At 69.4% G+C, this 15,116-nt stretch carries 11 protein-coding genes and 1 pseudogene; 6 read left to right on the top strand and 6 right to left on the bottom strand.

Going from position 1 to position 15,116, the window contains the following annotated elements:
- Positions 1-35: 35 nt before the first annotated feature.
- Positions 36-1,589 carry a polysaccharide lyase family 1 protein gene (locus tag ACBJ59_RS55325; protein WP_375118021.1) on the bottom strand — a complete coding sequence of 518 codons (1,554 nt, stop codon included), beginning with the start codon at positions 1,587-1,589 and terminating at the stop codon, positions 36-38.
- A 110-nt stretch (positions 1,590-1,699) separates the two neighbouring features.
- Complete coding sequence (locus tag ACBJ59_RS55320) at positions 1,700-3,283, bottom strand: right-handed parallel beta-helix repeat-containing protein (RefSeq protein WP_375118020.1); 1,584 nt, start codon at positions 3,281-3,283, stop codon at positions 1,700-1,702.
- 417 nt (positions 3,284-3,700) lie between these two features.
- Between ACBJ59_RS55320 and ACBJ59_RS55315 the strand changes: the two genes are divergently transcribed.
- Complete coding sequence (locus tag ACBJ59_RS55315) at positions 3,701-4,540, top strand: prephenate dehydratase (protein ID WP_364122752.1); 840 nt, start codon at positions 3,701-3,703, stop codon at positions 4,538-4,540.
- 178 nt (positions 4,541-4,718) lie between these two features.
- On the top strand, positions 4,719-7,394 hold the full coding sequence (locus tag ACBJ59_RS55310; protein ID WP_375118019.1) for a hypothetical protein: 2,676 nt from the start codon (positions 4,719-4,721) through the stop codon (positions 7,392-7,394).
- 144 nt (positions 7,395-7,538) lie between these two features.
- Here the strand turns inward: ACBJ59_RS55310 and ACBJ59_RS55305 are convergent.
- Positions 7,539-7,757: pseudogene (locus ACBJ59_RS55305) on the bottom strand (response regulator transcription factor); the annotation flags it as partial.
- Here ACBJ59_RS55305 and ACBJ59_RS55300 point away from each other — a divergent pair.
- Positions 7,699-10,191, top strand: a complete 2,493-nt coding sequence (locus ACBJ59_RS55300; protein WP_375118018.1) for a tetratricopeptide repeat protein — start codon at positions 7,699-7,701, stop codon at positions 10,189-10,191. The pseudogene ACBJ59_RS55305 and the gene ACBJ59_RS55300 sit on opposite strands and share 59 nt — an antisense overlap.
- A gap of 169 nt (positions 10,192-10,360) precedes the next feature.
- Here the strand turns inward: ACBJ59_RS55300 and ACBJ59_RS55295 are convergent, their stop codons facing one another.
- A complete protein-coding gene (locus ACBJ59_RS55295) occupies positions 10,361-10,978 on the bottom strand; it encodes a class I SAM-dependent DNA methyltransferase (protein WP_375118104.1) in 618 nt (205 codons plus the stop codon).
- 225 nt (positions 10,979-11,203) lie between these two features.
- On the opposite strand from ACBJ59_RS55295, the gene ACBJ59_RS55290 reads away from it, so the two are divergent.
- Positions 11,204-11,575, top strand: a complete 372-nt coding sequence (locus tag ACBJ59_RS55290; RefSeq protein WP_375118017.1) for an STAS domain-containing protein — start codon at positions 11,204-11,206, stop codon at positions 11,573-11,575.
- A complete protein-coding gene (locus ACBJ59_RS55285) occupies positions 11,572-11,934 on the top strand; it encodes an STAS domain-containing protein (protein ID WP_375118016.1) in 363 nt (120 codons plus the stop codon). Before ACBJ59_RS55290 ends, ACBJ59_RS55285 begins: the two co-directional genes overlap by 4 nt.
- A gap of 114 nt (positions 11,935-12,048) precedes the next feature.
- Here the strand turns inward: ACBJ59_RS55285 and ACBJ59_RS55280 are convergent, their stop codons facing one another.
- Entirely contained in the window at positions 12,049-12,213 is a 165-nt protein-coding gene (locus ACBJ59_RS55280; protein WP_375118015.1) for a DUF6461 domain-containing protein, read from the bottom strand.
- Positions 12,214-12,382: 169 nt separating this feature from the next.
- On the opposite strand from ACBJ59_RS55280, the gene ACBJ59_RS55275 reads away from it, so the two are divergent.
- Positions 12,383-13,012 (top strand): hypothetical protein, encoded by a 630-nt coding sequence (locus ACBJ59_RS55275; protein WP_375118014.1) that lies wholly within the window; start codon positions 12,383-12,385, stop codon positions 13,010-13,012.
- A gap of 555 nt (positions 13,013-13,567) precedes the next feature.
- On the opposite strand, the gene ACBJ59_RS55270 is transcribed toward ACBJ59_RS55275, so the two are convergent.
- Positions 13,568-14,596 (bottom strand): trypsin-like serine peptidase, encoded by a 1,029-nt coding sequence (locus tag ACBJ59_RS55270; RefSeq protein WP_375118013.1) that lies wholly within the window; start codon positions 14,594-14,596, stop codon positions 13,568-13,570.
- Positions 14,597-15,116 lie beyond the last annotated feature (520 nt).

Genomic DNA, 15,116 nt, shown 5'->3' with positions numbered 1-15,116 from the left:
GTGGCACCGGCCGGCCGAGCACCGAACCTGACTATCTACCCGGCGTAGGTCTCGAACTCGGCGACCCGCGGCGTCCCGGTCGAGCCGGTGATCCTGAAGGTGATCTTGCTCAGCGAGGTCGGGGCGAAGGTGATGCTGCCCGCACCGCTGCCGGACTTCAGCACGGCACCGTTGGTGCCGTTGAGGACCTGCCAGGACCCGATGGCGCCCGCGGCGCCCGACGCCTCACGGATGACGATCCTGGACACCGTCTGGGCCGAGCCCCACTTGATGGAGATGTCGCCGGTCGAGCCGGCCGGTGACCAGTAGGTGCTCAGGTTGCCGTCCCGCACGTTGCCGTAGCTCGTCCCGTCGGCCTTGCTGGAGCCGTCGGAGCCGGCCCCGATGCTGAGGTTGTTCCCGCCGGGCGTGGGGCTGATCGTCGGCGTGGGGGTGACCGTCGGCGTGGGGCCGGTAGGTGTCGGCGTCGCCGTCGGCGTCTGCGGCGAGCAGTTGCCGTTCGACACCTGCAGCCCCTTGTTGGCGCCCGCCGTCTGCCGGACGATGCCCGGCACGCAACCGGCCCCGTCGAGGCTGTAGGAGTACGGGACGCTGACGGAGGTGTTGGACTGCGGGTCGGGGCCGGCGGGGTTGTTCTCGCTGCCGGGGCTGGACCAGGTCACGTTGTCGAAGATGTTGCCGGCGACCTGCCAGTAGCCGGCCTCGCTGGTGTAGAAGGTGCCCAGGACGTCCTTGGAGTCCTTGAAGTGGTTGTTCTCCACCTTGGCGCGAGCCCCGGCCCGGGAGTTGATGCCGGACTCATGCAGACTCACGTAGGAGTTGTTGTAGATGTGAGCTATGCCGCCGCGCAGCAGGGGCGTACGGGAGTCGATGTTCTCGTACAGGTTGTGGTGGAAGGTGATGAAGCCGTTCGAGCGGTCGCTCTCGCTGGACCCGATGAGCCCGCCGCGGCCGGAGTTGCGCAGGATGCTGTACGACAGGGTCACGTACTGGGTGTTGTCCTTCATGTCGAACAGGCCGTCGAACCCCTCCGACTCCCCGCCCGAGGCCTCCAGGGTGACGTGATCGACCCAGACGTTGCGCACGTCGCTCTCCATGGAGATGGCGTCACCGCCGTTGGACGTGGGCGAGCCCGACTTCTTGACGTTCCGGACGGTCACGTTCTGGATGATGATGTTGGCGGCCTCGCGGATGTGGATGCCCACCTGGTCGAAGACGGCCCCGCCGCCGACCCCGATGATGGTGACGTTGCTGATCTGCTTGAGCTCGATCACGCCGGCGGCGGTGTTGCAGCTCCCCCCCGACACCTTGCTGGTGTTGCCGTGATTGATGGTCCCCTCGACCTCGATGGTGATCGGGGTGCTGCTGCTGGCCCGGCCGCACAGGGCCGCATGGATCGCGGTGCCCGTCGTGGCCCGTACCGTCTGCCCGCCCGCGCCGCCGGTGGTCCCGCCGTTGGCGGTCGCGTAGCCCGTGGCGCTGCCGGCCGCCGCCGACGCCTGGAATGCCGGTAGGGCCATGCCGACCGCGGCCGCGACGGCCGCCGCGGCCAGCCCCGCCTGAAGTCGCAAGGCGACTGCTCGTCTCATGCTCGTCTCACCTTCGTCGTCGTCGATTGCTGGATGCGTTCTTCTCTGTCGGGTCGGTGCTCTCTCCGGAGCGGCCGGGGAGCGAAGCCGTGCTGCGGCACGCGCCGACGTCAGATCCGCGCGCCGACGTCGGCGCCGTTGGACGGACGCAGGAAGGCGGAGGACGGGATCGAGCCGTCGGCCGCCCGAGGTCCCTTGATCACGCTCGCGTCGGTGCTCGTGAACGTCCATGAGCCGCCGAGGTCCCACGAGTTGCCCGAGCCGGACGACGACGAGCCGAGCGAGACCTGGGTCTGGTTCGCCACCGACAGGTTCTTCGTGAGGGTGGAGCCGGAGTCGGCGAAGTCGAACCCGGTGCCGCCGTTGCGCCAGGCGGTGTTGCGGTCAGCGGTCAGCCGGCCGGGGTTGCCGTTGTCGATGAAGCCGCCGACCGCGTTGTCGAAGGCGACGGAGTTGCGGATGACGTGGCCGGCCGGCGGGTCGGGGTCGCCGCCGCCGAGCTTGAAGCCGTTGCCGTCGCCGGTGTAGCCGGGCAGGTTCCACCGGTTGACGCCGTTGCCCCAGGCCACCGACGACTCCACGGTGACCGGGGACAGGAACATCCAGAAGTCCAGGCCGTCGTCGGAGTTGTGCCACAGCCGGGCGCCACGGATCACGTTGCCGCTGCCCGAGCCCTCCTTGATGGCGACCCCGTCGGCGCTCTCGCCGTTCTTGCGCGGGTCGCGGTTGCCGTAGGCGTCCAGGTTGACGATCTGGTTGTTGCTGGACGCGCCCTGCAGGTGCAGGCCGGATTCGTAGTTGTCCCTGACGGTCAGGAGGTCGAAGACGTTGTCGCTGGTGTCCAGGCCGAAGATCCCGTACGGGCCGTTGACGATCTCCAGCCCGACCAGCCGCCAGTGCTCGCCCTCGATGTGGATGGCGCCGCGCTCGGGGCGCGGGATGGTGGAGCCGACCGCGCCGGGCGTGTACGGCATGTTCTCGCCGTCGATGATCACCCGCTCGCCCTGGTACGCGGTCATCGTGATCGGCCGGCTCGCCGTGCCGCTCTTGACCAGCTGGATGTTCGTGCTCGGCGCGTACGTCCCGCCGCGGATGACGATCGTGTGTCCCGGCTGCGCCAGATCCACGGCCCGCTGGATCGTCCGCAGCGGCGACGCCTGCGTGCCCGGGTTGCCGTCGTCGCCGTTGGTCGCGACGTACAACGTGTTCGCCGGCGGTGGCTGGTCACCGGTCTCGACGTCGAGGTGGTCGAGGTTGGGCAGGCCGGCGGCGGTGGCCGGGTTCAGCCGGATGGTGTTGGCGCCGGCGTTCAGCGAGACGGTCATGGTCCTGGTGACCCAGGCCGACCATGCGCCGGTGCCCTCGAACGACGGGGTCGCCACTGTGGCACCGTTGACGATCAGGCCGGCGGTCCTGGCGGTGGTGGTGCCGTTGGCGAAGCGGATGCCCAGCGTCGCGGTGCCGGCGGTGGCGGAGCTCACGGTGAACTGGGCGTAGGCGCCGGTGGCGTTGTCGGCGTTGCAGAAACCGGTGCCGGAGTAGCCGGCCCAGTTGGAGTCGATCGTGCCGACGCAGACCGCCGGAGAGGTCTCGGCCTCGTACCGGATGGGCGCGGCGTGCGCCGGGTTCCCGGACAGCGCGACGAGCACGCCGGCCACCAGGCCGGCGCATGCGAGGAAGGGCGTCAGGCGCATCGATGGCCTCCCGGCGACGGACGCGACGAGCGGCCGCCACCCGGCCACGTGGCCGGCACGGCCGCCGATTTTCGGTTTCTGCGCACGGTGAAACTCCAGTTCGGCTGAGGGGGTGTGAGCGCTTGGCGCGCTGACCTGCCGGACACCGTCGGAGAAGGCGCCCGCCTTCAATTGGTAAGCGCTTTCCCGGGTGCGTTTGGAGTGAAGCACAAGGTGGCGGGGATGAGAAGTCCCGGATGGCGGCATACCCCGCCGGCCCGCCATCCGGGCTGGTCAGGCTGCCCGCCTGGCGGCTGCCCGAGTTGCAGCGGCCGCTGAAACTTTCATCCGCGGCACGCCGCGGCTGTCTTGGGCGGCGGGCAGCGGACCGGGCCGTCGCCGGGCAACCGGGTTCCGGCCGCGTGGGAAACTGCTGCGGTGACCGCACGACGTATCGCCTACCAGGGCGAGCCCGGCTCGAACTCCCACATGGTGTGCAAGCGCCACTACCCCGACTGGCACACGGTGCCGTGCGCGTCCTTCGAGGACGTGTTCGCGGTGGTGGAGAACGGGGAGGCCGAGCTGGCGATGATCCCGATCGACAACTCGATCGCCGGCCGGGTCGCCGACATCCACCACTTCCTGCCGACCTCGGACCTGTACATCATCGGCGAGCACTTCCTGCGCATCCAGTTCAACCTGATGGCGCCGCCGGGCGCCACCCTGGACACGATCAGGGCCGTGCACAGCCACGTGCATGCCCTCGGCCAGTGCCGCCGGATCATCCGCGAGCACGGCCTGGTGCCGGTGATCGCCGGTGACACCGCCGGCGCCGCGCGCGAGGTGGCCGAGGCGGACGACCCGACCCAGGCGGCGATCGCGCCGCCGCTCGCTGCGGAGATCTACGGCCTGCGCATCCTCGCCCGCGACGTCGAGGACGAGGAGCACAACACCACCCGGTTCGTGGTGCTCAGCCCGCACTTCATCCAGGCACCGCGCGGCGCGGGCCCGGTGGTCACCTCGTTCGTCTTCAACGTCCGCAACCTGCCGGCCGCGCTCTACAAGGCGCTGGGCGGGTTCGCGACCAACGGCATCAACATGACCAAGCTGGAGAGCTACATGGTCGGCGGCCATTTCGCGGCCACCCAGTTCCTCGCCGAGGTCGACGGGCACCCCGAGGACCCCGGCCTGAAGAACGCGCTGGAGGAGCTGGCGTTCTTCACCACGGACGTGAAGATCCTCGGGGTCTACCCGGCCGACCCGTCCCGCGCCGGCTGAGTCCCGGCACGGCCGCCGGGGGCGCCCTCCTGGACCACCGTCTGTCCGGCGCCCTCCAGCCCGGTCTTCCCGTGCACGCAGGCGTTGCTCTTGACTTGACGGTCCGGCGCACCGCTCTTGTGCGAGCACGCGAAGTCTGTCACCGTCGGCCGGGAAATCATCCACGGGGAGGCATCACATGGGGCTGGCAGGCGTGTTACGGGTGGCGACGATCACCTTCATGATCGTCGCCTTGGGGGCGGTAGCCGCCCCCGCGCAGGCGGATCAGCGGTCGGCACCGGCGCTCGCCGAGGTCGCCGCCGATCAGCAGCCGCGCGATGATTACACCAAGCTCGCGCCCGGTCTGCGGGCGCTGCTGGAGGATGTACGTTCCGGAAGCCTGAACGAGCAGGCGTTCGTCAACCACGGATACGCCAAGCTCGGCTTCCAGGGGAACAACCCGCCGAAGAGGTACCGGGACGAGTCGCTCACGGAGCAGGAGCACGCGTACCTGGCGCTGGTGGTCAACGACGTGCTGCAGAAGCTCCCGCACGGGGTGCGCAACGGCATCGTCAACCGCATCGCGAAGGGGGCCTTCGACAGCCCGCCGGCCGAGCCGGAGCCGTCCACGACGGCGCTCGTGCCCGGGTTCCCGCAGTGCGACAAGGATCTGAACCTCGCCTGGGTGGGGCGGTGGAAGTGCAAGCACAGCACCCCGCACTTCGAGATCTGGTACAACGTCGACGGCGACCGGCCGGTGGACACCGACGACGGGCCGGTGCCGTATTGGACCTACGGGATCGAGGGAGACGGCATCCCCAACTACATCCAGCGGGCCGCGGGCCAGCTGGAGGTGGCGCTCTACGACTACGCCAACCTGGGCTACAAGCGGCCCAACGACGACCCGATCGTCGTGCTGTACGGGTCGAGCCGGGGCACGGAGACCGACGCGTTCACGCCGCCGACGTCGTTGCTCGGTGCCCGCAACACGATCTGGATGGGCAACAAGGCCGACGAGTGGTCCACGCCGCGGCACGAGGTCTTCCATGTGCATCAATACGCCTACATGAAGACCGATGTGATCAACAAGGTGGGCAACTTCGTCCCGCTCCAGTCGTGGATGGAGGCGACAGCGGAGTGGGCGACGCATCAGTCGGTGCGCGACGAGCCCGCTCCGGGGTTCCCCGACACCGAGCGCTACGACTACGCCAAGAACATCGTCGAGTTCCTCGGCCGTCCCGACCTGCGGCTCACCCACTGGGACGGCTTCGCGCGGGGGCGGCAGTACGGCGGGTTCATCTTCGCGGAGTTCCTGGAGGAGCGCTTCGACACCGATGTGATCCGTAAGTCGTGGGAGAACATCGCCGCCTCCGACGACGGCGATCCCGGCATCCAGCTCGCCAACACGGTGCAGCAGCTCGGCAGCCACATCGTCCACGAGACCATCGCGTTCGCCCAGGCGAGCTACCAGCTCTGCGGCGAGGCGAAAGGCGGGCACCCGGGCGATCCGTGGGGCGGCGTCTGGCACATGACCGACCCCGACATCCCCAAGTGGTGCGACCTCCTGGACGCCGACCCGCGGACCACCAAGGGCGACCCCTTCCCCGCGATCCCCCGCCCGGCGCGCCAGGTGGTGAACCTCCAGGAGAGCGGGACCGTGAGCGGTGACGTCACGCTCCACCCCGGCGGCAGTGCCTACCTGGACATCACCGCGCCCAAGGCCACCTCCGACAAGACGTGGCGATCCTGGATCGTCGCGCTCAAGGCGAAGGTGGAGCAGCAGGTCGGCTTCGTCACGATCTCCACGATGCACTGGAAGGACTTCCCCACCCGCGCGTACGAGGACGACAGCGTCACCCCGCTGCCCGACTTCGACCAGAGCGTGCGGATGGGCCCGTGCGGCGGACACGTACGGCAGATCACCCTCGCGTTCACGCACCACAACCCGGCGCAGGTCGACCACCGTGAGCCGCCCGCGAAGGTGCACTGGGAGGTCGGCGCGAGCAAGCTGGACAGCGCCGGCATCACCAACGGCACCGTACAGCTGGGCGTCAGCAAGTACGGCACGCTGATCGAGGAGGGTTGCGGCCCCTCCACCGGGGAGGGCGTGACCTCGCTCGGGCTGCGCTACGTGCCCACGGGGGCCGAGGCGCTGGCCCACCCCGACCCGGCGCACCAGTGCCCGTGCGAGGGCTGGGGCACGCAGGTCACCTGGCCGGTCGGCGCGGGTGCCTATTCCACCTGGGCCCACGCCGGGCGGGGCATCTCCGGGCTGCCGGGCAGCGGCACCGGGAACATCGAGGTGGTCAGCTTCGACGCGACGGATTCCACGGCCAAGTCCGTGCTCAAGGTCGGGCATCCGACGGGCGACCTGATCGTGGAGCACGAGTTCGTGCCGTCGGCGCGGCCCGAGCTGTACCAGGTCAAGGTGACCGTACGGACCGCGGGCGAGGCCGCCGACCAGCCGCACGTCACCTACCGCCGGGTGATGAACTGGAACGTCGAGCCGACGGCGCGCCAGGAGTTCCTCACCACCGACACGGCTGCGCCGGGCACGGAGTACGTCAGCGACGACGGCTTCGCCTCGCCCGATCCTGCCGCCGGGCGGACGAAGCTGGTCAACGAGGGCGAGATCAACGAAGGCGGGCCGTACGACCAGGGCAGCCTGTTCGATCTCAACGTGCCGATGACGTACGACCCGGCGGAGGGGCTGATCGGCAAGATGTCCGTCTACTACGGCGCGGCGGGCACCAGCGTCGCCGCCAACGAGGCGCTGGACGCCCTGGGGATCCGGACGTCGGCGCGGGCCAGGGCCAACACGACCGGGAGCGGCTCGCCGAACGTGTTCATGTTCGGCTACGTGCCGCACCACTAGCCGCCGGCCCCGGCAGCCCTCCTCGAACGGGCCGGGTCGCTCGCAAGGTGGCGCAGAGCCTGCCTGCGACCTGGCCGTTCGAGGGATCGGCGGTGCCCGGGCCCGGAAGTCGCGGTGGCCGGAACGCCCTACCCGTTCACCCCGTCAGGCTCGTAGGTAGGCGAGCACAGCCAGGACGCGACGGTGGTCGTCGGGCGCCGGCGGCAGCTCGTGCTTGGCGAGGATGCTGTTGACGTGCTTGGCCACGGCGGCGTCGGAAACGAGCAGCGCGCGGCTGATCGCGGTGTTGGAGCGCCCCTCGGCCATGAGCGCGAGGACGTCGCGTTCGCGAGGGGTGAGCCGTTCGAGCGGAGCCTTCAGCCGCAAACAGCGAGCCGCAGGAGCGCTCCGTCTTCAAGCGCCCCGCGTTCAAGCGCCCCGCGCCGGCCGCGGCCATGACCGACGCGCTTCACACCCGTGGCGTGCCGGGATCCGCGCGCCGCGGCCGCCGCCCTCACCCAGGACTGATCGTGGCGACGAGCCGGCCCGCCCCTCTCCCGTCATCGGCCGGCGGCGTGTGACACTCATCGGGTACGGCCTTCCGATTCATCACAGACACCTTTTCTGCGCAGAGAGGGATGAAGTGCTGCCGCGCTGGCTCAAGGTCGTGATCGCGGCGCTGCTGCCGTCGACGGCTGGGGTTGTGGCCTGGTGGATCTGTGTGGCGCACGGGCTCGGGCTGGACACCACAGGCATCGTCGTGGGCCTGGTCGTCCTGCTTCCCGGAACGCCGCTTGCCATTTGGGCCGGGCAGCCGGTGCCGAGCGCCGGCCCGCCGCCTGCCCCGAAGAGTGACCCGCGCCCGGTGCCTGCGGTGATCGGTGACGTTCCCCGCGAGCCGAAGGCCTTTCAGCCGCGTCCGGATCTGAGCGAGCGCATCGACAAGCTGTTCTCCGCCTCTCACACGGCGGCGGTGGGCGCCCTGGTCGGTGGACGCGGGGTGGGGAAGACCCAGCTGGCGGCGGCGTACGCCCGGCGCTGTATCGAGCAGGGCATCCCGGTGGCCTGGCTGCACGCCGAGACCGTCGAGCAACTTCACGGTTCCGTGGATCAGATGGCTGCCGAACTCGGATTACGCAGCGACGTCGACGACTCGGCGACCGTCGCGCGCAAGGTCAGAGGCTGGCTCCAGGAGCGGCGTGCGCCGTACCTCGTCATGATGGACAACGCGACGGACCCCGATCTGCTCGCGCCGCTGCTCCCCTCGCACGGCCGGACGCGCGTGCTGATCACCACTAATGATCATTCATTCGAGCGGCTCGCCACGCTGGTTCCGGTGGAGCAGTTCACCGAGGCAGAAGCGGTGGGCTACCTTCGCATGCGAGTGAGCGGAGACGATGGCGGCTTCCGGTCGCTTGCCGAGGAGCTGGACCGCCTGCCGCTCGCCCTGGGCATCGCCGCCGCCGCTCTGGTCGGCCCGCCACGCCTGTCCTGCGAGTCCTACCTGCAACGGCTGCACGCCACCCCCATCGAGGTGCTTCTCGCGCGGCCTCGCGGCGAGCCGTACCCGACCGGCGTCGCGCAGGCGATCATGCTGTCGGTCGGGCAGACCAGCCCGGCCGCCGCGCACCTGCTCGGCGAGCTGTCCGTGCTGTCGACGTCCGGGGTCGATCCCGACCTGCTCGGCCCGCAGGCGGAGACGGCTCTGGCCGAGTTGGGTGCCCGATCGCTGGTCACGTTCAGCCGGAGCGACACGACCGCGTTCGTCCACCGCCTCGTCCGGCGTGCCGTACGCGATCAGGCAGCTCGTGACCGCACCCTGTCCGAGATGATCGAGACGGCCGCGCAGCGGCTGTGCGCGGCCGTCGAGGACATCTCCGACCAGGACACCTGGCGGAAGTTCCCCACGATCATGGCGGCGGCCGAGCACGCGACAGCCTTGTGGGAGGCCGTGGAGCAGGTTCCGGAGGAGGAATCCGCGCGGCTGCGCACGGCAGCCGAGCTCGTGCTCCGGGTCCGCCATGGCGTCGCGTCCCACCTGGTCTATCTCAACGACGGCGGCCGAGCCGTCCCGATCGCCGAAGCCGTCGTCCGGGGGCGTGAGCAGCTCCTGGGAGCCGAGCACCCGGACACCCTCACGGCGCGGCACACGCTGGCGCATGCCTTCGAGTACGCGGGCCAGGCCACGGACGCCGCCGCGCTTTACCAGCGGGTCGCGGACGAGCGTTCCCGGATCCTTGGTGATGATCATCCGGATACGTTGTGGTCGCGGGCTTCGGTGGCCTTCTCGTACACGATGGCGGGCAGGGCGGCGGAGGCGGTGCCGCTGTTGGATCGGGTGGTGGCCGACCAGGAGCGGGCGCTTGAACCCGACCATCCCACCCTGCTCGCGGCGCGCTATTTCCAGGCCTACACCAACGTCGAGGGAGGCCGGCCCGAGCGGGGCATCAGGTTGTTCCAGGACCTGATAGCCGATCATGAGCGGATCTTCGATGCCGACCATCCCGACACCTGGGTCGTCAGAGGGCAGCTGGCGCGTGCGTACAAGGCGGCGGACCGGGCTGATGAGGCCGTCCAGCTGTACGAGCACGTCGCCGGACAGCAGGCGCGGCTGCTGGGCGCCGACCATCCCGACACGCTGATCACCCGGCATGGCCTGGCCGCGGCTTACGAGGCGGTCGGACGGACCACCGACGCGCTGGCCGAATACGCATGGGTCGTGAACCGATTCGAGGCCGTCATGGGCCCCGAGCAGACGCTCACCAAGACCGCCAGAGACGACCTGGAGCGCGCCCGCCGGAATCTCCGCCAGGGTTGAGACACCTCCACCGAAACCGGCCGGCGGCCTGGCCAGCGGGGTGGGACGAGCGGCGGCAGGGGATCGAGCCGCCACGCCTGCCTGACCTCCGAGAGGGTGGACCTGGCGAGCCTGCCGATCTCGTGCTGTACCCGCGCCGGCGCGGGAAAGGAACCAGGTCGCTGGTCAGCTAGGCGTCCGCGCCAGCATCCGGCGGCGGTACCTCGACGACGAAGCACAGGAAGGCGAGCTTGTCCGCGAAGTTCGGGAAGTCGTCGGGGAACACCTCACGGGCGGCCGGGTCGGCCTTCGGCTCGCTGATGACGGCGAGGCGGAAGCCCGCGGCGGCGAAGGCATCGGTCATCGCCTGCAACGGCCGGCGCCAGAAGGTCATCGGGAACGGCTGCCCGTCCTCCAGGTAGTTCAGCACCAGCGAGGCGACCACGTCGTCGAACGCGCCGTCGTCGAACGGCAGCGGATCACGCAGGTCGGCCACGTGCAGGTCCGCGTCGTCACCGAGCCGCCGCCTGGCCACCGCCAGCATTCCGGCGCCGGCGTCGACGCCGGTGACGACGGCACCGCGCTCGCGTAGCGCGGCCGACAGGGGGCCCGAGCCACAGCCGGCGTCCAGGATCCGGCGGCCGGCCACGTCCCCGGCGAGGGCCATGATCGCGGGCCGCGCGATGTACGCGTTGATGAGGCTGTTCTCGGTCTCCGCCGAGTACGCCTCGGCGAAGCTGTCGTAGTCATTCGCCCGGGCCGTCGGATAGGCAGGCTGGGCCGCGGTCGAGTGACCGCCACGTCGTATGAACCGGAGTCACATGCCCCGGCAGAACCCGGAATGCGGCACGGATACACCTCGCCACCCCAAGATCATGTGACGAACTGGCTTTCCTGCACCGGTGTTCACTCATAGCCTGTGCGGTGACGGCGATGACGCCGCCGTACCAACCGGGCCTACCTCCAACACGGTCGTGATCATCATCGCTCAGCTTCCCGCAGCCTGAACCCGCCGAGGCCCACCATGACATCCTTGAGCCTTGACTGCCGCTCACTCACGGCCTTTGTGGTGATCAGCGTGGCCGGCGAACTCGATGCGACCAACGCCGATGACCTGGAGTCCTACATCGGCCGGATGCGGCGGCCGGGCCAGCCCGTGGTGCTCGATCTCGGCGGGCTCACCTTCATGGACAGCATCGGCCTGCACGTCCTGCTCCGCGTCCACGCTGACGTGCGCAAGCAGGGCAGCGCCTTACACCTGGCCGCTGTACAGGATCTGCCCGCCCGCGTACTGCAGATCACCGAAGTGTGGGATGCCCTCAACATCCATCCCAGCGCAGAGGCGGCGATCACGACCCTGCTCAGTTCTACCGCCCCGGCGCCGCGCCTGCGGAGGCTACCATGATCCTCACGCACCGATACGTGGATGGCGCGAGCGTGATCACGATCACCGGGGAGGTGGACGCCATCACCTCGGGCGAGCTGGAGACCTACATCGACCAGGTACGCCGCAGCCTGGACGAACATCTGATCATCGACGCCGGCCGGCTGTCGTTCCTGGACAGCTCAGGACTGGCCGTGCTGCTCGCCGCCGCGACCCTTGCCCAAGCCCACGGCGCCGCCATGCACCTGGCCGGACTGCAGCCACGGACAGCTCGCATCCTGGAGATCACCGGCTCCTGGCCGGCCGTGAACACTTACGACCACCTGGAACAGGCGACGGCCGCGGTAGAGCGAATCGGTGGCGTCGAACGACAGCCTTAACCGAACAGCGAGCGCCAACGGGAACGGGCGAGATTCCGTACGGCGGCGAATGGTGCTTCCGTGGAGCCCGCAGGAGTTTACAGCGGAGTGGCCACCTCGGACGGTTGGTCCTGGTCACCTCGGCCCGGGAACGACCCCGCTCAGGTAGGTGGACTGCTCCAGCAGCTGCTGTGTCAGTGGGATCCCCGTGAGGCGTTCGGCCAAGCGGAAGCCAAGGCCGGCGAGTGTCGGGCAGACGGAATCGATCCGCTCCCTCGTCTCGACGAGTTCGTCCGGCACCTTCTCCGAATAACCCTGGTCGGCGGACTCGTACCGGATCGTGCCGACGTGTGGATGGCTCTATCAGCGGAGGGAGGCTACCCCCACCCGCGATCTTCATGCTTGCCGCAGGGACACGGCAGCGCTCAGATGATCAACTGGTTGCCCTCCGAAGAGAAGGGAACGGGAGATGGAGCAGTGTGATCGGCGGGCTGCGATCGGAACGGCGGCCGCGTTGTTGGCAAGCGGTGTGACCGTGATGGGGGGAAGTGCACCCGCCCGAGCGGAGTCCTCCGGGGAGCAGGCCCGGGAATCGTTCCGGGTGGTGGACCGCCGAGGCCGACAGCGTTTTCTGGCGAGCTCGAGCAAACCTCCCGTGATCATTGGGGGCAAGACGTACCCGGCCGACCAACGCCAAGGGCCCGAAGGCACCTATCTGATCTTCAATGATGGCGACGGCAACGAGAAGGGAGGAATCGTTGCCTCCTCTGTCGGGGCCAGCATCTCGCTCGACTACACCAACGCCCAGGCGATCACGATGGCCGCCCGCTGGGAGGGCGTCCACGGCGCGGCGCTGCTGGAGATGAAGCACATGCCTGATCCGGCGCTCCCGATCGACCAGGTGCCCGCCATGCCGCCTCGCGTCCAGCTCGGCTACAGCACGCCAGAAGGCGCCTTCCTGGTGCTCAGCGACTCGCGAGGACGCCCGAGGATTGTGCTGGAGATCGACGGCGACGACAACCCGGTGATCAAGGTGCTGGACTCCGAGGGCAAGGTGGTCGGGCAGCTTCCCGAAACGCCGGTCGGGCGGCGTTCGTAGCCGCCATCCGAGGTTGCCGGCCCAGGCATGATGTCTCGAGGCGGTCGAACCACGCATATCCAGCCGAGCGTCTCGCTGTGCTGATCCCAGTCACGAATTCGCCTGAGGTGGTCGGTGGTTGACACCGTGGACCGCCGACGTCATGCCGGACCTCAACGCGATCAAGCGAAGTACGAGCCAGGGTCCCTGCGCCGGAGCCACCCTCACGGTAGGTCCACGACCCCGAAAGGCCCAGGCACCGGGCAACGCGGTGGGCTGAGGTCGCGGCGGCCCGTTGTGTACGGCGATGCGCCGCGCAGGGACGGTGTTCACCAATGGTCAAACCTGCCTGAACCTGAAGCGGGCTGTCGGCCTGCGCTCCGGTGGACGTCTCTCCGACCGGCGGTGGGCGGCTCCAGCGCCGCCCACCGCGCGGTGGGTGAGGTCGTGCCGCCTCGTCACCGCCACGCCGGTGACGAGGTCTCCGGTGGTTCGTTCTTCTTGGTCGTTGAACCGACTACCGGCGACCTCTTCCTTTCACGATCACCGGCACACCCACACCTTGAAACACGGCCTCTAGACGATGCGGCCGGTCCAAGCCACCGCGGCGGCCTTGTAGACCGTGGCCGTCTGGGAGTCGAAGTACGGCGAGACGCCGGTGTCGTAGCGGTTGTCGGCATCGGTGTCGGAGACGCTCATCGTGATGCCGTTGAGGTGGCCGAGCCCCCTGTCCGCGTCGTAACGCAGCAGCCACGCGGAGCCGAGGGAGCCCGCGCCGGTGAACGGGGACTCGGCGCCGAGGAGCCATTCGGCGGACAGCTCGGGGGCCGCCAGCCCGGACGCCGCTCCGGTGGACCGCTCGAGGGTCTGGCCCGTGTAGGGCAGCGTCCCGTCGGGGTGCGGGCCCGCCGGGTAGCCGAACACGTCGAGCGAGGGCGGCAGCGGCTGGCCCCAGGCGAACCCCTGCGCGCCGGTGTTGTCCGCCAGCCGCCCGACGTTGCTCAGCACGCCGGCCGAGTCGGCGACGACGCCGCTGTACACGTTCATGAAGGCGTAGTCGCGCTCCAAGTCGTCGTAGAGGGAGAACTCCTCGTGGACGAAGGCCTGCTTGCCGACGTACAGGCCCTTGGGCGCCGTGCCATCGGAGTAGCCGGGCACGAACACCACCTGGCTCTGCGTGGCGGAGGCGCCGTCGATGTCGAGCACGCAGTGCCCGGCCGTGGCGACGAGGTTGCGGTACTGGCCCTGGACGGCGGTGCCCGTGCACCAGTGCGGCTGCCCGTCGGCGCCGACGAAGAACACCTTGCCCGAGGTCGTGGGCGCCTCCCCCGTGTCCGGGCTCAGCGGTGGGACGCTGCCGGGCTTGGTGTCCGGCACGGGTGCGGTGGTCGCGTCGGTCACGGAGACCGAGGTCCGCACGGAGTAGGGTGTGGCGTTCTTGAGGTTGGCGCCTCCGTTGGCGAGCCAGAACGTCGCGATCTGCGGCGCGCCGGGCGTGCCGGCCAGCGTGACCGTGGCAACGACCGCGGCCTGGGCCGGCGTGGCGATGGCGGTGGCGCCCACCAGCCCGAAGCCGACGCCTAACGCGATCAGTGTGCGCTTCATGGTCGGATCTCCCCGTTCGATCGTGGGATGCCTCGTGGGCCCCCGTCGGCAGACGAACGATCAAGATCTTATTCAGGGAAGACCGCAATAGGCCATCCCTGGAGGCCATTTTCTGGATCACGAGTTCGAATCAGGGAGTGGAGGCGTACTCGTAGGCGCCGGCCTCGATGCCGCCGTCCGAGCCGATCGTGACGCCGTTCATGTCGATCTCGCCGTACTTGACCTTGCCCAGGCCGATCGCCTTGCTGCCGGCGAGGAGCTGGAGCGGGTTGCCCGGGTCGACCGCGGGTTCTCGGAGACGGTCCCGGTGCCGTCGTCGCCTGCCTGGTGCTGGTCGCCGTCCAGCACGTTGTACGGGTTGGAGACGGCGGTGACGCCGGGGGCCTAGGGCGTGTATTGGGTTGTGATCAAGGGGTGGGTCGTGTGAGGTCTTTGATCCAAATCATCGCGCCACGAAGGTGGAGGCCGGCGATGTAGCTCTCAGGGGTCTTGTCGTAGCGGGTGGCGATGCCTCGCCAGG

This window comes from Nonomuraea sp. MTCD27 (assembly GCF_041950495.1).
In the GTDB taxonomy this organism is placed as follows: Bacteria; Actinomycetota; Actinomycetes; order Streptosporangiales; family Streptosporangiaceae; genus Nonomuraea.
The sequence above is the reverse complement of the archived record's forward strand: the minus strand, read 5'-3'. Positions and strand labels throughout refer to the sequence as shown.

Excerpts from the sequence above, each read along its gene's own strand:
- ACBJ59_RS55325 (WP_375118021.1), bottom strand. The coding sequence starts at position 1,589 with ATGAGACGAGCAGTCGCCTTGCGACTTCAGGCGGGGCTGGCCGCGGCG.
- ACBJ59_RS55320 (WP_375118020.1), bottom strand. The coding sequence starts at position 3,283 with ATGCGCCTGACGCCCTTCCTCGCATGCGCCGGCCTGGTGGCCGGCGTG.
- ACBJ59_RS55310 (WP_375118019.1), top strand. The coding sequence starts at position 4,719 with ATGGGGCTGGCAGGCGTGTTACGGGTGGCGACGATCACCTTCATGATC.
- ACBJ59_RS55300 (WP_375118018.1), top strand. The coding sequence starts at position 7,699 with ATGAGCGCGAGGACGTCGCGTTCGCGAGGGGTGAGCCGTTCGAGCGGA.
- ACBJ59_RS55285 (WP_375118016.1), top strand. The coding sequence starts at position 11,572 with ATGATCCTCACGCACCGATACGTGGATGGCGCGAGCGTGATCACGATC.
- ACBJ59_RS55275 (WP_375118014.1), top strand. The coding sequence starts at position 12,383 with ATGGAGCAGTGTGATCGGCGGGCTGCGATCGGAACGGCGGCCGCGTTG.
- ACBJ59_RS55270 (WP_375118013.1), bottom strand. The coding sequence starts at position 14,596 with ATGAAGCGCACACTGATCGCGTTAGGCGTCGGCTTCGGGCTGGTGGGC.